At 43.1% G+C, this 19,022-nt stretch carries 17 protein-coding genes; 1 reads left to right on the plus strand and 16 read right to left on the minus strand.

The window, feature by feature from the left end:
- Window positions 1-50: 50 nt before the first annotated feature.
- A complete protein-coding gene (locus HWV58_RS12170) occupies window positions 51-800 on the plus strand; it encodes a glycosyltransferase family 2 protein (protein WP_175634359.1) in 750 nt (249 codons plus the stop codon).
- On the opposite strand, the gene HWV58_RS12175 is transcribed toward HWV58_RS12170, so the two are convergent.
- The 16 genes from HWV58_RS12175 to HWV58_RS12250 form a co-directional block, all read right to left on the minus strand.
- Window positions 792-1,718: a glycosyltransferase family 2 protein gene (locus HWV58_RS12175; RefSeq protein ID WP_175634360.1), complete on the minus strand. Its 927-nt coding sequence runs from the start codon at window positions 1,716-1,718 to the stop codon at window positions 792-794. The two genes, HWV58_RS12170 and HWV58_RS12175, sit on opposite strands and share 9 nt — an antisense overlap.
- A 50-nt stretch (window positions 1,719-1,768) precedes the next feature.
- Window positions 1,769-2,992, minus strand: a complete 1,224-nt coding sequence (locus HWV58_RS12180; RefSeq protein ID WP_175634361.1) for a glycosyltransferase — start codon at window positions 2,990-2,992, stop codon at window positions 1,769-1,771.
- A 98-nt stretch (window positions 2,993-3,090) separates the two neighbouring features.
- Window positions 3,091-4,290 carry a glycosyltransferase gene (locus HWV58_RS12185; RefSeq protein ID WP_175634362.1) on the minus strand — a complete coding sequence of 400 codons (1,200 nt, stop codon included), beginning with the start codon at window positions 4,288-4,290 and terminating at the stop codon, window positions 3,091-3,093.
- Complete coding sequence (locus HWV58_RS12190) at window positions 4,274-5,731, minus strand: O-antigen ligase family protein (protein ID WP_175634363.1); 1,458 nt, start codon at window positions 5,729-5,731, stop codon at window positions 4,274-4,276. The genes HWV58_RS12185 and HWV58_RS12190 overlap by 17 nt, the downstream gene beginning before the upstream one ends.
- Before the next feature lie 9 nt (window positions 5,732-5,740).
- Complete coding sequence (locus tag HWV58_RS12195) at window positions 5,741-7,894, minus strand: GumC family protein (protein WP_175634364.1); 2,154 nt, start codon at window positions 7,892-7,894, stop codon at window positions 5,741-5,743.
- A gap of 6 nt (window positions 7,895-7,900) precedes the next feature.
- Window positions 7,901-8,590 (minus strand): TolC family protein, encoded by a 690-nt coding sequence (locus HWV58_RS12200; RefSeq protein ID WP_175634365.1) that lies wholly within the window; start codon window positions 8,588-8,590, stop codon window positions 7,901-7,903.
- A gap of 146 nt (window positions 8,591-8,736) precedes the next feature.
- A complete protein-coding gene (locus tag HWV58_RS12205; protein WP_175634366.1) occupies window positions 8,737-9,792 on the minus strand; it encodes a glycoside hydrolase family 130 protein in 1,056 nt (351 codons plus the stop codon).
- A gap of 89 nt (window positions 9,793-9,881) precedes the next feature.
- Window positions 9,882-10,184: a hypothetical protein gene (locus HWV58_RS12210; RefSeq protein WP_175634367.1), complete on the minus strand. Its 303-nt coding sequence runs from the start codon at window positions 10,182-10,184 to the stop codon at window positions 9,882-9,884.
- Between the two features lie 339 nt (window positions 10,185-10,523).
- Window positions 10,524-10,991, minus strand: a complete 468-nt coding sequence (locus HWV58_RS12215; RefSeq protein WP_175634368.1) for a hypothetical protein — start codon at window positions 10,989-10,991, stop codon at window positions 10,524-10,526.
- 116 nt (window positions 10,992-11,107) lie between these two features.
- A complete protein-coding gene (locus tag HWV58_RS12220; protein ID WP_175634369.1) occupies window positions 11,108-12,235 on the minus strand; it encodes a sensor histidine kinase in 1,128 nt (375 codons plus the stop codon).
- 265 nt (window positions 12,236-12,500) lie between these two features.
- On the minus strand, window positions 12,501-13,232 hold the full coding sequence (locus HWV58_RS12225; protein WP_175634370.1) for a LytR/AlgR family response regulator transcription factor: 732 nt from the start codon (window positions 13,230-13,232) through the stop codon (window positions 12,501-12,503).
- Between the two features lie 792 nt (window positions 13,233-14,024).
- Complete coding sequence (locus HWV58_RS12230; RefSeq protein ID WP_175634371.1) at window positions 14,025-15,398, minus strand: YeiH family protein; 1,374 nt, start codon at window positions 15,396-15,398, stop codon at window positions 14,025-14,027.
- Between the two features lie 15 nt (window positions 15,399-15,413).
- On the minus strand, window positions 15,414-16,856 hold the full coding sequence (locus HWV58_RS12235; RefSeq protein WP_175634372.1) for a phytoene desaturase family protein: 1,443 nt from the start codon (window positions 16,854-16,856) through the stop codon (window positions 15,414-15,416).
- Between the two features lie 4 nt (window positions 16,857-16,860).
- A complete protein-coding gene (gene soxC / locus HWV58_RS12240; protein WP_175634373.1) occupies window positions 16,861-18,114 on the minus strand; it encodes a sulfite dehydrogenase in 1,254 nt (417 codons plus the stop codon).
- Window positions 18,114-18,713, minus strand: a complete 600-nt coding sequence (locus tag HWV58_RS12245) for a c-type cytochrome (protein WP_175634374.1) — start codon at window positions 18,711-18,713, stop codon at window positions 18,114-18,116. Before HWV58_RS12245 ends, soxC begins: the two co-directional genes overlap by 1 nt.
- 4 nt (window positions 18,714-18,717) lie before the next feature.
- On the minus strand, window positions 18,718-18,942 hold the full coding sequence (locus HWV58_RS12250; RefSeq protein ID WP_217706991.1) for a hypothetical protein: 225 nt from the start codon (window positions 18,940-18,942) through the stop codon (window positions 18,718-18,720).
- Between the last annotated feature and the right edge of the window lie 80 nt (window positions 18,943-19,022).

Here is a 19,022-nt window from a genome sequence, read left to right on the forward strand (position 1 = left end):
CATAAAATTTTTAGCTATTTTGGTCAAACGAAAAACATAACCCAAAGAGATTGGAGCCACTTGTATCAATTGTTACCCCATGCTATAATTCAGCTGCCTTTATAACAGAAACCCTTAATGCTGTACTTGCCCAGAGCTATACCAACTGGGAACTGATTGTTGTAGATGACCGCTCGGGCGACGATACCTGCCGGATCGTTGAAACTTTTGCCAGTCGCCACGAAGGTATCCGGCTGATAGTACTAAAGGAGAACGGAGGCGTATCGAATGCCAGAAATATTGGCCTTGCAGAAGCGAAAGGCAAATATATCGCGTTTCTGGATAGTGATGATATCTGGCTTAAAGATAAGCTTAGCCGACAGGTAAGCTACATGGAAAAAGAACTCCTGCCCCTAACATTCTGTGCCTATAAGCGCATTAACGAACAAGGAAAAGTAATTTCAGGTCAGGTTCCGGTGCCGCATACCGTGGATTATAATGCGCTCCTTGCTCACAACGTGGTGATATTTTCGACTTCTCTGATGTTAAGAAGTGCCATTGGCGACTTAAAGTTTAGCCGGGCAGGTCATGAAGACTGGATCTTTTTACTCAAACTGCTCAAACAATGTGGTCAGGGTTATGGCATTAACCAGCCTCTCGCCTACTACCGTGTAAGGCAAAATTCGGTTTCATCAAACAAACTCAAGGCAATTGGTTATACCTGGAAAATATTCAGGGAAAGTGAAGGCATAGGTTTGCTCAGATCGGCAATCCTGCTTGGTAGATACGCTGTTTCTGCCAGCCTGAAAAGATTAAGATGAGATTTTACCGGGTAATACCATCCCCAGGTTTTTGCTATGCTTTTTGTGCGTAAAATTCCACCAAAGTCCGTTGAGTACTTGTTTTGCTAAATTCCGCCTTCCCCTGGCTAGATTAGTCAATACTGCTTTGGGACAGGCCACAAAACAAAAATACAGTGAGAACAGCAAAGTAGTAAGCCAGCCTGTATTTTTCCGGATAAATAGCATCCTGTTCCTGGTCATAAAATATACTTTGACCGGACTTTCCTTTCCCACACTAACAGATTCTTTATGGTAAACATGGGTTTTTCCGGTAAACCAAATTTCTTTGCCAATCCGTTTGAATTTTTCACACCAGTCGAGTTCTTCGTAGTAGAGAAAATAATTTTCATCCATCAGTCCGGCATTTAACAGATCTTCTCTGCGGCACATCACCGCCGCCCCATGGCAAAACGCCGTGCTATAGCTCTGACCGAACTGCCCATGGTTACGTTCAAACTGACCGATGTAGGCATTTCTACCCGTGATGTAATTTAAGGGTGTGAAACCAGCATACTGAACCAGATCCTGCTGATCGAAATAAAGCAATAAGGGCGATAGCAGTCCTATTTTCTCATTGGCCTCAAGTTCGGCATGCATTGTTTCCAGGCAACCTGCCGGTATTTCGGTATCATTGTTCAGCAGCAAAATGTAATCGCCTTTGGCCTGCCTGATTCCCAGATTGTTCCCTCCTGCAAAACCGAGGTTTTCTTCCGAACGGATATAGTGGATATTGCTAAAATAGGGTGCAAATAGATGCGCCTGATCTTGATCTGCACCATTATCAACCAGTATAACTTCAACATCTGCTGCATGGTACGACCTGCTGATAGACTCCAGTAAGGCTATAGTTACTGCCGTTTGATGGAAATTAACGGTGATAATTGAGGTCAATGGCATATCCGACTTAAATATTTACAATTTTGATGAACAATATGGGTGGTTCAATCTTATACATCCGCAGCTTTTACCAAACCACCTTCTACAGCATTTATGGCTTTATAGATATCCCTGGCATTGGCCTCCCAGGTATGCGAGCCGGCAAAGTTAATCCGCTCGCCCGCCAGTGCCGGACTATCCTCAGTTAATGCTTTTTCGGCAAACTGCAGGTATTCTTCCTTTGTCGAGGCCAGGTAAACATGATCTGCAAAAATATCCATCGCTTCGGTTCTGGTAGCCAATGTAGGTTTGCCCATGGCCAGATACTCATCAATTTTACGGGGATAATTACCGATGGTAAGCGGATTGATCACCTGAGGATTGAGGCAAACATCGAAGCCTTTGATGTACGCAGCAAGAGTTTCGGGCTTTTTAGGTCCCAGAAAAAACACATTACTTAGCTTGTGCAGCTCACTTCTGCTAAAATCTTCATCCTGCGGCCCTACCAGTACCATATTCCAGTCTGGCCTTTCTTTTGCGAGGTAGAGCAGAATATTCTCGTCGAGCCTTATGGATAACAATGCCCCAACATAGCCCAAAACCGGCTTTTTGATAGCGGAAAGATCAGACGGTATTTCGAGTGCATCGCCGTTACTGAAAAGCTGCAAATCGCACCCTTGCCCAACGTAAAAGGAATTCGGATTATATTTGCGGCAATAGCCAGCCAGATAAACTGAATTGGCTACACAAAGGTCACTTTTCGCAATCAGCTCGGGCTCCATGTAAGTGCCGTGCCGCATCCAGTATGGTGTGGCTACAACATTATCTCTGGAATAATAAACGCTTACAGCAGGTTTCAAAAGCTCTTTTAAGTGAAAGCTCCTAAAAATATCGTTATCATTAAACAGAACGAAATTTTTAAGGGCAAGCTGATCGACCGCACGGCGGATTGATTTGGCGAACCGGGCATTATTGATTTTATTTAACCACCTGAACAGGCCTTTGAACCTGATCCAGTTTACAGATTCGATAATAACCGGGGGATTGTACACCCAAAGGTTTGCCGATACTTCCGTTAAAGCTTCTTCTTTGCCAGCTATAACACGCAGTCTTTTTTTAACACCAGCTGTATCGCGCTGCAACACACTCGTTTTTCGATCTAATGGTGCATTAACATACAGCACGCGGTTGTTTTTACTAAACTCGAGCGCCAAATCCTTACAATTGCTACCAATGGGAATATCCCAGGGTTGTTGCCCCACAATGATAATATCCCTGTTATTTAAAATAGCCATTGAATTGTGTTTTATGGTTTTGGTGTTTTTATTCCTTTAATAAATCCGAAAATGCCGGCAATTGCACCGGTAATAATCAATAATAATATCGGCATAGCTTAAGTTTTATTTCCCCCTGTACCTGTATTTTGATGAGGCGTTGCTAAATTTGATTTTTTAACCTTACCGATGCTAAACAGTGCGATAACCATTCCAATCATTGCCCTTGGTATTTGCCAGATGGCGAGATAAAGCCTCTTATCCCGGTAAAAACGTCCCGGAACCGATATCAGCAAGGTTAGGCAAATACTCATGAATAAAGTTAGCCATAATCCTTTTCCGGGCCCCAAAGGGTTAAAAAAAGATTGAAACGCCATGATAAACAGTAATCCCAGCAATAATATGCGTGGCATTAGCATCGTTTGTACCGTTTTATTAAAAAATTCTACATTGCCTTTAAACAGCTCCCTAACACCTACCATGGTATATGTTCGCAAAAACTCAATCTGCGAAGCAATCCACCGGGTTCTTTGGGTGGTAAACACACTGGCACTGCTCACTTTCTCGTCGTAAACGAAAATATCGTTCAAATAGGCAACTTTTATCCTGTCGCCGGCAATCAGGAAATCCATTTTTTTATCTTCGCCAACAGTATCTCCAACATTTTTTAATAGCGTGTGAAAATAGCTGTAATCGAAGGCCATTCCTGAGCCGATAAGCGCAGGTGAAAGCCCAAGCACTGCCTGCCCCTTGCGGTATATGTGATTGTTCACCTCTTCGTTACAGGCATCCAGAAAAGCAAAACTTGTATCCAGGTTTTTCGCTGTACGGTGTAACTGAACAACTTTATGCCCCTGCTGAAATGAACTATTAACTGCTTCCAGACAATCTGGTCCCATTAAATTATCCACATCAAGCACTACAGCAATATCAAAGCCGCGATCTTTAAGCTTTTCAATGGCATACAGCAGTGCTTTGCCTTTAGTGCTCTTCTCAAAAAACACCTCCACTACCTCTGCTCCCATTGCTTTGAGCTGTTCGATTGTCTCGGGCATTAGTCCATCGGCAATTACTACAATTTCGAACTCCCCTTTATAATCGTGTGCCAGCGCTGCCCGGGTACTTTCAATAATCACTTCATCTGCATGATAGGTTGGAAACAGCACGGCTATTTTTTTATAGTCAATAGCATCTTTTTGTGCGCCCGCCAAAGGGAAAAGCCCGGCAAGTGCAAAAAATGCCAGGTACAGGCAATTAAATGACAGGTAAGCAGCCAGGATCCACAACAAAAGGTGTATAATTTTATATATCAGTTCCATCCGATTTCAGTTGCATTTGCTGCTCATCAAGTCCCGGTGCTATGAAAATGAAAGACCAGGACATAAACATAATTATAGAGGATGGCATCCCATTCATTACCTCATTGCCATAGCTGCAGATAAAGCAGGCCACGGTACCGGCAGTAAGGGCAATCATTTTTACCCTCAGCCTCGGATCGCGGATTTTCCAGGCAATACCACCGCACTTGCCGATAATATAACTGGTAAGCGCAAACCAGATAACCAATCCCACTACCCCGTACATTACCCAAACTTTAACCCAATAACTATCGGGGGGTATATTGGCTATGGGCTTGCCGGCATTGTAGGTAGTACCATTCATCCCACTCATACCCAGACCTGCACCAAAGGGTAAATCATCGAGCAGGCTTTTTAATTTATGCTGGTTATCGAGCCTAACGGCCAGTGAAGCATCTTTCGGGTTAAGTGCGCTCCTTAAGCGGTTAACCTGGAAAATATGATCGCCTATTGTGGTATACTTTAACACGCCAAAACCTGCCGCACAACATAGCGCTCCTAAAATTAAGACCTTGAAATTCCTGCTTAAAAAAAGGGCAGAAAACAAACCGGCCGCCAACGCGAACAAAGCACCTCTGGTACCCGAAATGGCCATACCGTAGAGAAAAACCAGTGCACAGAGTGCAAAAATTACTTTTTTAACGAAATGGAAAGGCCCTGCAGCCAGCGTTAGGGCTATAACGGCCATAATTGCCTGCGAGGCGCCAAACTGGCCTGCATCCGAATACATGGAAAATACCCTGAGCTTACCATTAATGATGTGCGTACCTGCATTTCCTGCATTTAACCACAATTGCTCTCCGGTTAACAAGCCTAAATAAAGCTGTTTCATACCATAAAGCGTAGCAACAAGAGAAAACAGCAATATGGCTATGATAAAGCGGTTTAAATCGGCCTTCTTGTTAAACAACAGAAATACAAATGGGGCTACCAGCAACCAGCTAAGGGCCGCAAACCTGAGCTCGTTAAACCAGCCGGTAAAGCTGGCCCCATAGGGGTTTAGGAGCTGTAAAAAGCTGATCACAAACCAGACCAATGAAAACAAAACATGCTCATTTTTCAGCCGGTCCCAATCGAATCTTTTTCCATGAATCAATATGCTTGCCCACGTGAGGATCAATATTCCGTCGAGCGCAAGTCCAACAGGGATATTCAGAAAATATTTTACTAAAAAGCCCAGGATGAAACAGTAGCCCAGATATACCCAAACACCCGTGCGGGGATCGCGAAAAAGACTAACCATGAAAATGCCCAGTGCTACAATGGCCAATACAGCCAATGGACCCATGATTCCAAATGAATAGGTAGAAGCTGCCACCAGGACTGAAAGGCACAAGGAAACTATAAAAAATATGATCTTTTTTTTATGGTCAACAATATATGCATTTAAATTTTTGAGCATCGGGACTGCCTATTTTTGTTTTACCCCGGTAATTACCCAGCCAGTAAACTTTTCATCCTCATTTAATGCAGCAAGTGCCGCTTTCTCTTTATCATCCAATGCCGATCCGGCTACAAATACTGCAGTGTATAATCCTATAAACGACATCCATTCGCGGTTTAGGGCAACATCATTCAAAGGATCGAGCGCTACAATGGTTAAATCGAAGCGATCCCTGATCGACCCAAAAACTCCAGCAAGTGCTTCCCGGTCTTTGATTTCGAGTAAGGACTGGCCGTCAAGATCATTTTTTATAAATGAAAAAGGTTCGCTTTCAATCACATTTTCGCCCTGCAACACCGCTCTTACCGACTGATTTACACCAACTTTAAACCTCTGCAACGCTGGTATCAGTTCCTGATCTCCAATCAACAACACCTTTTTATTCATTTGGCCAAAAGCGTATGCTAAATTTAATACGGTAAATGCCTGAGCTTGCGTTGAGCCAAAGCCTGTAATCCCCAATACCTTTTGGTTGCTATTAAATAGCTTGTTATCGAGCTCAAAACGCAGGGGCCGCAGCTGGTTCTTAAAAGCCAGATATTCGCTTTCGGAATGCTGCCCTCCCCATATTTTAGCTATGCTATCATTATCGGGCCTGATATAATCCAACTCTCCAATAAGCTTTGCAGGTAAAGCCTCTTTTAGTTCTGCAGCATTATTAACCGAACGATCTAGAACAGATATCAAAAACAGCGTACAAAAACAGATTGCGATACAGGCAATAGCGCTCATGGCCAGGTATATGAGTTTTTTTGATGATTCGGGAAGTGTTGGAATTCCTTCTTGCACCAATTGCAGACGCAAACCGATATTCTTATCCAGGCTGGTTTGGTTATAACGCGCCAGTATCTCCAGGTATTCCCGGGTTGCTACATCAGCTTTTTGTTCATGGTTTTGTACCCCCGCATCAAAAGGAACCATACCGGTGAATTTTGCATTCAGCTTAGCCAGTTCCCGATCGATATCGCCTATACCCGCTGTCGCTTTTTCAATTTCTACCCCAAGCGAAATACGACGCTGAACCAGGCTTTGTTTGGCAATAAGCGGATCGCTTACATACTGGTCATTTGATTTGACCAGCCTTGCACTGAGCAAGAGTTGTAATGAATCTACAGTTTTTTTATCTGCCGGCTTATATCCGTTGCGCAAATAGTGATCTTCTGCCACCTGGATTTTATTTTTTATGCTGATAATGGCGCGGTTATCCTCAATCACTTCAGCACCCAGGTACTTATCGTTGGTTCTGCTCTCCAACTTCTCATTAACGCTTTTTAATGCGGCCTCCGCAGCTTGTTTATCAATCAGTGCCTGGTTTTTCTTATTTTCATTATCAGTAATCTGCTGATAAACAATCTGAGATTGTTTATCCAGGTTTAGCACGCCGTTACTGATCTTGTAGTCTTTCAGCTGGCGTATCCGGTCGTTCATAATTGCCTCTTTTTTCTTCAGCAAAGAATCGAGTACCAGAATAGCTGTATTTTTATTACCGATTTGTTCGAGGCTATAATTATTGATAAAATCTTTGGAAAGCGTATTTACAACAAAAACCGAAAGCAGGGTATTGTTCGAGGTAAAAGCTACTGAGATAAAATCGCTGTTCTGTTCGTGGTTGATGTCCAGTTTTTTGTTCAGGCTCTTCTCATCATAGCCCATCGAAGTAACAATCTTATAAAGCTGAATGTTACCATTATCGAGTGGCGTGAGTACCTGCCGTTTGGCTAAGCGGCCTTCATAAATGGCAATAGCCTCTTTTCTTTGCGCATCGGTTAATGCCTTAATTTCTTCACTCCACGGCTTAAACGAACCTTTTTCATCCTTCAGGTCGTGCAATATCAACCGGTAAGAAAGCAGACTTATATTTTTGGGCATCCTCATGATGTCCATGATGGTAGAAAACTGCTGGTTAAGTTTTATAATGATATCAGGCCCTGTATAGCTGGCATTATCAGGCGCCAGTTGCCTCGACGGATCAAGCAGGCCAGTTGAAAGTTTGGCTTCGGATTTATAGTCTTTTGGCAGGTTTCTGAGAAAGAAAAAACCTGCAATCGTTGTCAAAATGAAGATAGCGATGATAATCCACCTGTATCTTTTAATTGTTTCTAAGGATTTCTTTATGTTCATTCTGTATTATTTCACATTTTCCAAAACTTCGCCAATCAATGCTTCAAGCGATTCTTTCGCTTTTAAGAGATTGAGCTCTGCCAGTAATCTTTCGGAGTTAGCGTAGGAGGTTAAGGTTTTGGCTTTGGTATAATCGTCTAAAGTCGATTCTCCCTTCTCAAATTTGTAACGAAGGCCATCGCTCGCCGCTTTGTTATCTATATAGGTCTGCGCCTTAACCCTTAAATCGGCAGCCTCGCGAAGATATTCGAAATATGTTTTTTTAACTTCGGATTTCAAAAGGATATCGTATTCCTGGGCCTGATAAAATTTCTCATTATGTTCTTCTTTGGCCTGGCGCACCAGCGCTGGTGTACGGAATAAAATCCCTACGTTAAAATAGATCCCGAACTGTATACCGTTCAATGTATAGGGGTTTGCTGTATTATAACGGGCAGCATTGTTTGGGCTGTAATTGTAAGATGCGGTAAAGGCATCCAGATAGGTTGCCTTTGCAACACCAATTTTTGCCTTTGCACTGAGTTCGCTGGCTTTATACATTTTCCTTTTGGGATAATTTTTCAGGGCGAGATCAACATACTTTTCCAGTAGCTGGTAGTTGATATCTCCGATAAAACTCTCCTGCGCGTGGACGACATTTAAAGAAGCAAAAAGAAAAATAAAAAATAGGGCAATCCGGGTCATTGAATGTGGCATAAAACTAATTCCCTGTTAAAAGGGGGTATTTTTTAAGATACATTTCAAATCTAATTAAATAGAATGTTGTTTTCGTAAAAACTGGTTTTTTTTTTTGTGCTTGTATTCGTTACCGTTTAAAGCAAAGTATGCGCTCAATCATCCGTTCAGCCAACCGCAACCGTTACAGCCAGTATTTCTGAAATGGAAAACACTGCTCCACAGACAAATTCATCTGCCGCGCCATAATAAACCGTTAACTTATCTCCTTCTACTACATGCCCGTTGGTAAAAACCACCTTTCCAAAAAATCCACTCAACTCATAAGGCTCTTTGGGAACCATAATTGGCTCGATGGTTCTGCCCAAAACAATGGCCGGGTTATCATAATCAAGCAGGAATGCTCCTAAACAGTACCGGTTCGCCTCGTCTGCTCCGTGATATATAGCCAGCCAGCCTTTTTCGGTCTTTATCGGGGCCGCGCCAGCACCAACCCTGGCACTGTCCCACATGCCCGGTCTCGTTTTGATGATGCATTTATGATTCCCCCAGTGTTCACCGTCGGGAGAGCTGCAAAGCCAGATGAAATTACCGCCTATTTCTTTCGAACTGGGACGATGTAAGGCAAAAAGTTTCCCACCTATTTTTTCGTCGAACAGCGCACAATCTTTATTGTGTGGCGGGAGCATCATCACCGGCAACGAAAAATTCTTCCAGTCAGTAGTTTTGCGCAGGCCAACACCAACTCCTGATGCCGAAACCGCCGTGTAGGTGAGATAAAAGATACCTTCTATCTCCACTACCCTGCAATCTTCAATCCCGAAACGTTCTAATTCACCTTTTCCAAACAGCCCGGGGTATGCTTCGCTTTCAGAAAAATGGATCCCATCGTCGCTACTCAGCAGTCTCAGGTGCGAAATGGTAGTCAGGTAATCCAGCCCCCGATAGTTCATTACCCGGGCATCAGTTGCAATTAACTCCTGGTCGTTAAGTGGCACCGTTACGATTTCGAGCTTTCCCTGCTCATCCATTGTCGGGAAAAAGACAAAGCCCTCTTTGCTGGCAATGTTTTCTGCAACCCTTACCAGCAGCCAGGTTTTTCCTTCAAAACGGAACACACCGGGATTGAGCAGGCAAACAACCTGCAGGGATTTTCCATTGGGTGTAATGTCTTGGGGTAGTAAGATTGGGTTAGTCTGGAATCTCCTGGCGAGGTCTTTCATAAATGAAAAACAGCTACTGCATCGATAATGTTTTTAGCATCAGCACCAGGCAATTATTTTCCGGTTACAGATCCGCCACTACGATATCTTTACTGGTTTTGGGGCAACAGGTTTCTGTGTTTGATATAACCCAGCTTTCCCGACCTTTCTGCAACCATAAACTCTACAGCAGCAGGTACATCGTTTAGTATCCGGTAACGGATTTTGTATTTCTGGTTATAACTTAAATGGATGATAAGGTTATGCACTGTGGACCTTAGCCCGCATAAATCACGAAGATGAAGGTCTTGTAGTTCTTGTGCAGCACGCTGTAACCTGTTGTTCATGATCCTGGCCAGCGCTGGATCTTGTCTGAATTCCGTCTCTAAAATAGCATTTACCGTAACCTTCATGGCACAAAATTACCATCTTCGGCACCATTTACAAATGCCTTCAGGGTAAGTAGCTGGAAACGAGAAACATTTTATTTATGCACAATTTGCAGCCTTAAAACCGGAGATAATGCATATTCAGCGCTTCTAATAAAACCTGCTTAAACCCTTATTCATAACCCTCAGAAAGCCTGCAACATCTGGTTTTAAGTTTGAATAATGACCAACAGTCAGCCTCCAATTGCCATAGATGAAAGTGATTCTATGCATTTTTCTGCTGATGACTGAAACGTCAAAAACCTGCAGGATATTTTCATATCCCGCAATGTTTTTAACTGAGCGCGCCGTCAATAATTTAATTTAGACGGTAATAAGTTCAACCTGCTTCATAACCTCTCCAAAGTCGTGCAACACATTTTCGATGTGCATTAACTGATGGTTCAGAAAACACATGGTAGCAGCAGCATTGTTGTGCATGCTGAATATATCTTTGATTTCACTTTCGTGTTCAATAAGTAAATAATAGAGCTTTTCGATCTGATCTCCAGATGTGAGCGGTAGCAAAGGGCCAACTACCCCTTTTTGAGCCGCAAAAGCGCCCAAGCCGCCATCCATCCAAACCTGTTTGGAGCTAAACAAAAAAAGCATACAGTCGAAACATTGCAGTAAAGCGCTGTGGCGAATAAAATAGGCCATACCCGCCGCTCCCCTTCTGGTCGGGTTTCTTCTCCAGAACAGATCAAATTCATCACGTACCTGGCGTGCACTACTTACATGAAAAAATAGTGTAGAAAACAAATTCCCTACTGAAACCGATTCCTTTTTCATATGATGATAAACTGGGCGACTGATGCTCCAATTTGATCAATAAAATCCGGCTATCCATTTTTCAGGGATTAAATCTGCAGGTTTCTACACGAACAAGGGTATTTACGGGATAAAGATTAATTTAGGTTAGTAGTTAAAAGTTCCTTGCGTTCTTCCTGGGTTTCGATCCTTGGCAGCGGAATAGCAATGCGTACTTTAAAAAGATCCCCTACTAATTTAGACTGAAAATCTACATCCGCTCCATAAGCAAAACGAAGCCGGTCTCTGATATTCCTCAAACCTGCACCACTGCTGGCTGGTTTTGGCCTCAGATTAACACCGTTACTGGTCTCGATCACCAGCTCCTCATTCTCCACTACCGCACTGATCTGAATTTCGGCACTATCAGGGCTCACGTTTCCGTGTTTAAATATGTTCTCTACCAGGGTAAGTAATATCAGGGGAATAAAATGCAGTTCCATCACTTCATCTGCAAAATAAGTCATCACCGGAATCCCCATTTCTTTACGCAACTGGTAAAGGTAAATCAGTTTTTCTACCTGTTCAACCTCCGCTCCCAGTACTACTGTTTCTTCTAACTCTCCCGAGTCTACTGCATAGCGCATCATTTCCGACAAAGTCATTACAGCTTCGGAAGCATCGTGTGAAAGTTCTGAAACACTGTGATAAATAAAATCGAGTGTATTGAACAGAAAGTGTGGATTGATTTGCGCTTTCAGAAAATCGTTCTGTGCCTTGGAAAGAGAACGTTTCATTTTTTCTTCTTCGATTAGTTTTTCGAGCCGCTGCTTTTCCATTGCCGCTGTACGGGCACGTTCGGCAATAAAACCCCGCAAAAAGAAATACGCAGTTGAAAGGCCAAAAACATAAACCCAGCGATAGAGGATTTTACCCGTATAACTTCTGCTGAGGTTAAAACCTTCAGCACGGATGGCAAATTTATAATGAATCATTACCAAATCAACCGCAAAGTTGGTGAGCAGAAAACTCACAAAAAGAAACATCACCCCCAGTGGCAATTTCCAGATCACCGCATTTCTATCTTTTAACCCGGCAGGCAATATTACAAGCGCCGATAAGTAAAACATTCCAATGGTGAGGATATAGTGCGAAATATAGTTTACAGGGTGACCAAAGTCCCCAACCAATAAACCGATGGCGATCACCTCATAGGAAATAAAGATCGACCAGATCAGAATATGCATCCAATATTCTCCAAACCATGCTGAAATAGTTTTTTTCATGTGCTTTTTCCTTTCTAAATAGAATAGTACGGGTACTATATAAGTTCTTTTTTACGCCTGTTTCCCAGCCCTAGCTTTCATAAAAAAAAGTTATGAAAAAGCTAAAAATCACTTTGAGAACCAAAACTGTATTTATCTTTAAATCAGTTAAAAACCAGCAGCTAGCGTTCGGAACAACCCCTACCGACACTTCTAGTAGCACCTACTCAACAACAGCTACAGGCACTGGTCTAATTTCCTTCTAAACTTCATTTCAGGGCATCGGTTATCCCTTCCGTTTTGCCCTGAAAAGTTTTTTATCAACGAATTCGTTGAAGTATTTCCTGTAGTATTCTCCCACACTGATTTTGGTTCCATTCATCATCCGGATTGTATTCCCCTCAATGTAGTCGATATAATCCTGTGCAAGAATAAAGCTTCGCTGAAATTGCAGAAAGCCATCATGTGCCAGGAGCTTCCTCGATATCTCGCTAAGCGTTGTATAGGTTAATATACTTTTGTTCAGGGTATGTACCTGTACGTAATTCAGCTTACTTTCTACAGCAACAATATCGCTGTAGTTGACCTTAATCAGGCGGAGGTTTTCTTCCTTGCTCTTGATAAACATGAAATCATCATCCTCCGGTTTCTCCCCATCTGTTTTCTGAGGGAACAACCTGTTAAAAGTAACCATGAACTTGCCTAAGGAATATGGTTTTAGCAGAAACGCATCAGCTTCTGCTTCAAAAGCTTCAAAGGCGTATTGTTTATGGGCTGTAGTAAAGATTAGTTTGGTTGTTTTCTGTCGCACCACCTGTGCAAGCTCGATTCCGGTGATTCCAGGCATATCAACATCCAGCAGAATAAGGTCAACAGGGTCGCCAGCAGTTATTTCCATAAGTGCTTTAAGGGGATCTGTGTAACTCTTAACTAACTCCATTTGAGGAATGGTATCAATATACCGCTTTAGTCCTGCTACTGCATGGGGCTCATCATCAACTATTATACACTTATACATGCTCAGCCTTTTATTTCGGGATTAAAGATAGTGCTTTAAAGTTTTTCCTACAGATTTAGACTATCTATTTCCCGAAAATACAATGTTTAATGTAGAAAAGTGGTCTTTTTATAGAGACAATCGTTAAAATTCATGAAATTAATGTTGTAATTCAATCCAGACATGGACAATAGCAGCGCTTTATAAATTATTATCTGCGGTTTTAGCAGTACAATTTCTGAGAGCCGTTTTCCTATGTATCATCCTACAGCTTGAAATCAGTTAATACAAAAAAGGCCACCCATAAAGGATGGCCAATTCGTAATTTCTAAATCGTCCCGTTGATTTAATCTTACTTTATAAATTTAGTTATTTTTTGCTCAATCATGATTTAAAATGCCTGATTGTAAATTAATATGTATAATTTTTTTCTAAAATGTAAAACTCATAACCAGCACTCCAAAACACTGGAATGGTCTCACTATATCCAGTTGAAATAAAAAAGGGTAAACACTCGCATGTCCACCCTTCCTTTATCTAAAGTCATCACAAGTTAGACAAATACTACTTACGTGAACTGGATAGACAATCAAATTCATGTGCAACAAAAATAATGTTAATCTCTATTTTAACAGCAATAAATTCTCATATTCATTTTGACAAAAATCAAAATGTATGTAGTTTTAATTATGCGCAATTAAGAACTTTTAAACATACACGTTTAAACAAGCAGATCAGCCTAATCTTCTGGTCAAAAGTCCTGATAAAATTTATAGCAGCTTTTATACATATTACACGAGGTTTATTTATTTATTATTTGAAATCTGGTACAGGAAACAAATAACCGCCAAACAGGATATAAGCCCACAACAATGTCCAGAAGATGTTAAAAATCTGCGCGGTTACGAAAGTGAATGCCGGCCTGCCGCCCTGTAATTTTACCAGCGATGAAAATTTAGCTTCCATACCGATTGAGATAAAGGCAATGGCGAACCAAACGGTACGCAATCCGTTTAAGGTTGGCGCAACACTTTTTGCGGTTGCCGGCGACAGCAGGAAAGAGAATACCAGCGATGCGGCAACAAATCCCAGTACAAATTTCGGGAATCGCTCCCATACAATTTTAAGTCCCGGGCTTTCTGCTTTAACCAATACCTCGCCTTTTTCGCCTTTTGGTTTTTTATAGGCCCACCAGATGGCGATAAAAAACGCCGCTACCCCGATAAATACATTCTGCGAAAATTTAGCAATTACCCCGGCTTTAACCGCGATTGGCCCAACCAGATCGCCAGCTGCAGTAACCGTTGCAGTGGTATCTAATGTTCCGCCCAGCCAGGCACCGCCAATTACATCCGGAATATGAAAATACCTTACAGCCCAGGGTTGGATGATCATCATCGGGATGGCCATAATCAAAACCAGTGTAGTAACATAAGATAGCTTACGTTTATCGCCATTAATCGCGCCTGCGGCAACAATCGCTGCCGAAACTCCGCAAATGGACACGGCAGATGCTAAAATCACACCGAATTCATCATCCACTTTTAATTTACGGCTTAACCATAAGGAGAAAAACCAAACGGCTGTTACCACGATAACAGCCTGTACAATACCGGGTAAACCGGCTTTAATTAAATCGGCAGATAAAATGGTAGTACCCAAAATTACCAGACCGGTTTTGATGTAAAACTCAGAGCGAACGGCTTCTTTTAACCAATCGGGCAGCTTTACCACATTGCCCAAAAAGATACCGATAAGCAGGGCGAACACCACATATTCCAATCCGAAATAAGATACGTTTTTGTTGCCACCTATAATGAATGAAATAATAGCAAAAAAGTAAATGAGTGAAAAACCTGCAGCAAACCTGGCTACATTACCGCCTGAAAGGCCAATGGCAATAGCAGCAAGTGCCAGAAAAACTGCGCCTGTTTCTAAAATGAGTAATAAATTCTGGCCTGAAAGGATTTTACCAAAAAGGTCTTCGGAAGTAGCCCATTTGTAGGCAGGTAAAGTAATTGTAGTACCGTTATTGGTTAAATAAAGTACAGTGGCAATAATGATTGTTCCTAATATTACCGCCCACCAATCTTCGGTAAGCGATTGTAAAAATGTTTTTTTGTCGGGAGTTATACCTGCATCTGTTAAAGCTCCGGTAGTTCCCGTAGCACTGTTCTGTGTTGACATAGTTTTTCTTTGTGGTTATCTGATTTTTATGTTGAAAATATCTTTTAATACTTTTTTTGCGGCATTATAGCCACACATGCCATGCACGCCTCCTCCAGGCGGGGTAGACGACGAGCAGATGTACAAGCCTTTGGCAGAGGTTTTATATGGCGACCACCTTAAGGCCGGACGGGTAAACAATTGTCCGAGGTCTAATATTCCTCCGTTTATATCCCCGCCGATATAGTTTCGGTTATGCGCTTCCATCTGTTCGGTATTCATGGTGTGTTTTGCAAGGATTAAATCTTTAAAACCCGGGGCAAAACGTTCTACCTGACTTTCGATCAGACTTGTCATATCCTGTTTCGATCCGTTGGGAACATGGCAGTAGGCCCAGGCCGTTTGTTTTCCTTCGGGTGCACGCGATGGATCGAACAAACTCTGCTGTGCCAAAAGCACAAAAGGTTTTTCTGCCTGCCTGCCTTTACTGGTCATCAGTTCGCCTTCGGCTATTTCCTCGAAAGTATTGCCCAGGTGTATGGTTCCTGCGGTACGGCATGCTTCGGCAGTAAATGGAATATGTCCGTCCAGTGCCCAATCTACTTTAAACACCCCCATACCGTAACGGTAACGTTCGAGCTGCCATTTGTAAATACTGGAGAATTTATGCCCTGCGATCTGCAACAATTGTTTCGGGGTTACATCAAAAAGCACCGCATGGGCAGAAGGCAATTGATCCAAAGCAGTAACAAAGGTTCCGGTTTCGATTTTTCCGCCCAGCGATTTAAAGTAACCAGCCAATGCATCCGCAATAAATTTTGATCCGCCTTTGGGAATCGGCCAGCCTTTAAGGTGTCCGCTGGCCATTAATACCAAGCCAATGGCCGTAGTGCTTAAATTGCTTAGGGGTTGTATGGCATGTGCAGCCATTCCGGCAAAAAGTCCGCGGGCGTGCTTTTCTTTAAAGCGTTTTACAAAACCTGTAGCACTGCTCAGGGCTTTTAATCCAAAACCTGCCATTGCCAATGGGTGCTTAGGGAAATGTAAAGGTCCCAAAGCATCTTCATCAATCAGTGGCCATGCTGCTGTGATGTTTTCCATCAGGGAAGTATAGGTTTTGGCATCAGTACCCAAGTATTGAGCAGTTTTTTGGATGGAATGATCCAGTATGGCAGCACTACCATCATCAAAAGGATGGGCCGCAGCCAAAACAGGTTGCAGGTATTCCAATCCATGCTCAGCCAAAGGCAGGGTTTTAAAAAAGGGCGAAGCCAACGCCATGGGGTGAATAGCCGAACATACATCGTGCGTAAAGCCAGGCAAAGTGAGTTCGGCCGAGCTGAGTCCGCCCCCAATCACCTCTTTACCTTCTATTATCAAAACGGAAAGCCCCTGTTGCTGCAAAAGGATAGCCGCAGCCAGTCCGTTTGGCCCCGATCCTACTACAATTGCATCATAATCCCGTTTTTCTGGTTTCATTTGGTTATTTTATGGTTTCCGGTTTAAATAAAACGGTTCCGTCATTTTTGATCTGCCATGCAGTAATTGGATTCATGTGGTAACCACCCAGGTTTACGCCACGGGCTTCTACCAATTGTGCTAAAGTGGGCTGTAAATAGCCGGTTTCGTCGGTAACGCGGCTTAAGATTTCAGTAGCCTCGCCTTTCCAATTCCACAGGTGCCTAAAATAAGTATGTGCCTTACTGAGCACTGGCTCCTGCAAATTGGCCAACTGCCACGTTTTTCCGGCATCGGTACTTACTTCTACCTTTTCTACCTTCCCCCTGCCACTCCATGCAATTCCACGTATTTCTACCCAGCCCTTATTTACCTGTTGCGGGTAAGATGGATAGGTAATAATGGAACGCGCATCCAGCTCAAAGCTAAACATTCTGATTTTATCTTTTACCGCGTAAGTATATTTTGACGTTTCTTCCCTGGTCATGTAGGGTTCTTCCGAAAGTTCGATACGCCTTAGCCATTTAATGTTCATATTGCCTTCAAAACCGGGCAAAAGCAGCCTGATGGGATAACCCTGCTCGGGCCGTATGGCTTCACCGTTCTGTGCATAAACTATCATGGCATCATCCCAGGCTTTTGCAATCGGGATGGTGCGGGTCATTACGGCAGCATCCGAGCCTTCGGCCAAAAACCATTTGGCTTTATCGCTAATGCCCACTTCGTTAAATATGGTTGATAGCATTACGCCCGTCCACTCGCTTTGACTGGTTAGGCCTAAAATATCTTGCAGAGTCATTTCGGTTTTGCCCGTACGGAAGTTACCAGCGCATTCGATAAAACAGGTACGGGTAACAGATGGAAACCTTTTGATATCGGCAAGGTTAAACTTCATCGGGTTATCGACCAGACCATGGATCAGCAGTTCGTGTTTTGCCGGGTCGATGGTTGGAATACCTGCATGATGGCGTTCAAAATGAAGATCGGCCGGGGTAATGGTACTGTGCAGATCCTGCAAAGGGGTACGCGAAGAAATATCGGAAGGTTTACGTACCGGCTGCTCAAATGTTGAGCGTTTACCCAAAGGGCTTGGCCCGGGGCCTACGATTTTGGTTGGATCGTCGGCAATATCCGGCAGCGTAGTTGTTTCAGTTTGTATTTCATCAGCAAACAGCGATTGTACAGGCAAAACTGCAGCAGCAATTACTCCTCCCAATAAAGTACGCCTGCTGATTTTACCAGTGGCTATTTCCTGATTATTATTCCTGCTCTTTTCCATTACTTTATTTCGGGGCCTCCTTTACGATCGTCCATAATAAACAGTTTTTTAGCTGGCATTACTACTTTGTACAGGTTTTTGGCATCGAGCACCAAATCTGCTTTGATAATTTTGTTGGCATTGAGCAGATAGGCCGTTATGCTGTAAACCTCATCATTACTTAAGGATCCGGGAAGATTGTAAGGCATGGCGCGGCGCATATAATCGAACAAAGTTGTGGCATAAGGCCAGTAATTGCCGATGGTTTTTGACTTGCTGGTGGCCGATGTATCGCCTACCAAAGCATTCCCAGGGAGTTTTACGCCGGACTTTTCGGTACCCTCAGCACCATGGCATACGGCGCATTTAAGCGCATACAATGTCTTGCCCTTTTTTACATCGCCCTGCCCTGCCGGCAATCCCTTCCCATCCGAACGAACGTCGATATCCCAGGCTGCGATTTCCTGAGTGGTAGCCGGCCGGCCAAAACCAAATTTAGCCGGCCGCTTTAAGCTGTCAGTTAAGGGCAATTGAGCCTGCATGGGTACGAATGCCGTTTTTAGCGACATCAATAACAAGGCTACAGGAAATGCCAGTATGAGAACCGTTTTTTTGTTCATCGCCTTAATATTTACCTGCACTCAAAGTGCTCTTTGGTAATACATATTGCCTGTCGTAACGATCGAGCACCACGTAAATAGAATCTTTACGTTCGTTAATACCCGAAAGGATCACCCTCGAACCATCAGTAGTATCGTATTTAAGCACCATGCGATGACGTTTTACTTCTCTTGGTTTTTCAGCAAACTCACGATCCCTGCGGGTAGACCAGGCCGCTTTATCAATCATTTTGTTTTCATCGCCAATGTGCTCCCATGCAGCTTTACTGATCCGCAGTCACCCACGACACCCTTGTCTCTAGCTAACAC

The organism is Pedobacter ghigonis (genome assembly GCF_903166585.1).
In the GTDB taxonomy this organism is placed as follows: domain Bacteria; phylum Bacteroidota; class Bacteroidia; order Sphingobacteriales; family Sphingobacteriaceae; genus Pedobacter; species Pedobacter ghigonis.

Bases quoted from the DNA above. Each gene is read 5' to 3' on its own strand.
- HWV58_RS12185 (WP_175634362.1), bottom strand. From the start codon at position 4,290: ATGGAACTGATATATAAAATTATACACCTTTTGTTGTGGATCCTGGCT.
- HWV58_RS12210 (WP_175634367.1), bottom strand. From the start codon at position 10,184: ATGAAGGTTACGGTAAATGCTATTTTAGAGACGGAATTCAGACAAGAT.
- HWV58_RS12200 (WP_175634365.1), bottom strand. From the start codon at position 8,590: ATGCCACATTCAATGACCCGGATTGCCCTATTTTTTATTTTTCTTTTT.
- HWV58_RS12205 (WP_175634366.1), bottom strand. From the start codon at position 9,792: ATGAAAGACCTCGCCAGGAGATTCCAGACTAACCCAATCTTACTACCC.
- HWV58_RS12250 (WP_217706991.1), bottom strand. From the start codon at position 18,942: ATGATTGATAAAGCGGCCTGGTCTACCCGCAGGGATCGTGAGTTTGCT.
- HWV58_RS12245 (WP_175634374.1), bottom strand. From the start codon at position 18,713: ATGAACAAAAAAACGGTTCTCATACTGGCATTTCCTGTAGCCTTGTTA.
- HWV58_RS12175 (WP_175634360.1), bottom strand. From the start codon at position 1,718: ATGCCATTGACCTCAATTATCACCGTTAATTTCCATCAAACGGCAGTA.
- HWV58_RS12235 (WP_175634372.1), bottom strand. From the start codon at position 16,856: ATGAAACCAGAAAAACGGGATTATGATGCAATTGTAGTAGGATCGGGG.
- HWV58_RS12180 (WP_175634361.1), bottom strand. From the start codon at position 2,992: ATGGCTATTTTAAATAACAGGGATATTATCATTGTGGGGCAACAACCC.
- HWV58_RS12220 (WP_175634369.1), bottom strand. From the start codon at position 12,235: ATGAAAAAAACTATTTCAGCATGGTTTGGAGAATATTGGATGCATATT.
- HWV58_RS12230 (WP_175634371.1), bottom strand. From the start codon at position 15,398: ATGTCAACACAGAACAGTGCTACGGGAACTACCGGAGCTTTAACAGAT.
- HWV58_RS12215 (WP_175634368.1), bottom strand. From the start codon at position 10,991: ATGAAAAAGGAATCGGTTTCAGTAGGGAATTTGTTTTCTACACTATTT.
- HWV58_RS12225 (WP_175634370.1), bottom strand. From the start codon at position 13,232: ATGTATAAGTGTATAATAGTTGATGATGAGCCCCATGCAGTAGCAGGA.
- HWV58_RS12195 (WP_175634364.1), bottom strand. From the start codon at position 7,894: ATGAACATAAAGAAATCCTTAGAAACAATTAAAAGATACAGGTGGATT.
- HWV58_RS12190 (WP_175634363.1), bottom strand. From the start codon at position 5,731: ATGCTCAAAAATTTAAATGCATATATTGTTGACCATAAAAAAAAGATC.
- soxC (WP_175634373.1), bottom strand. From the start codon at position 18,114: ATGGAAAAGAGCAGGAATAATAATCAGGAAATAGCCACTGGTAAAATC.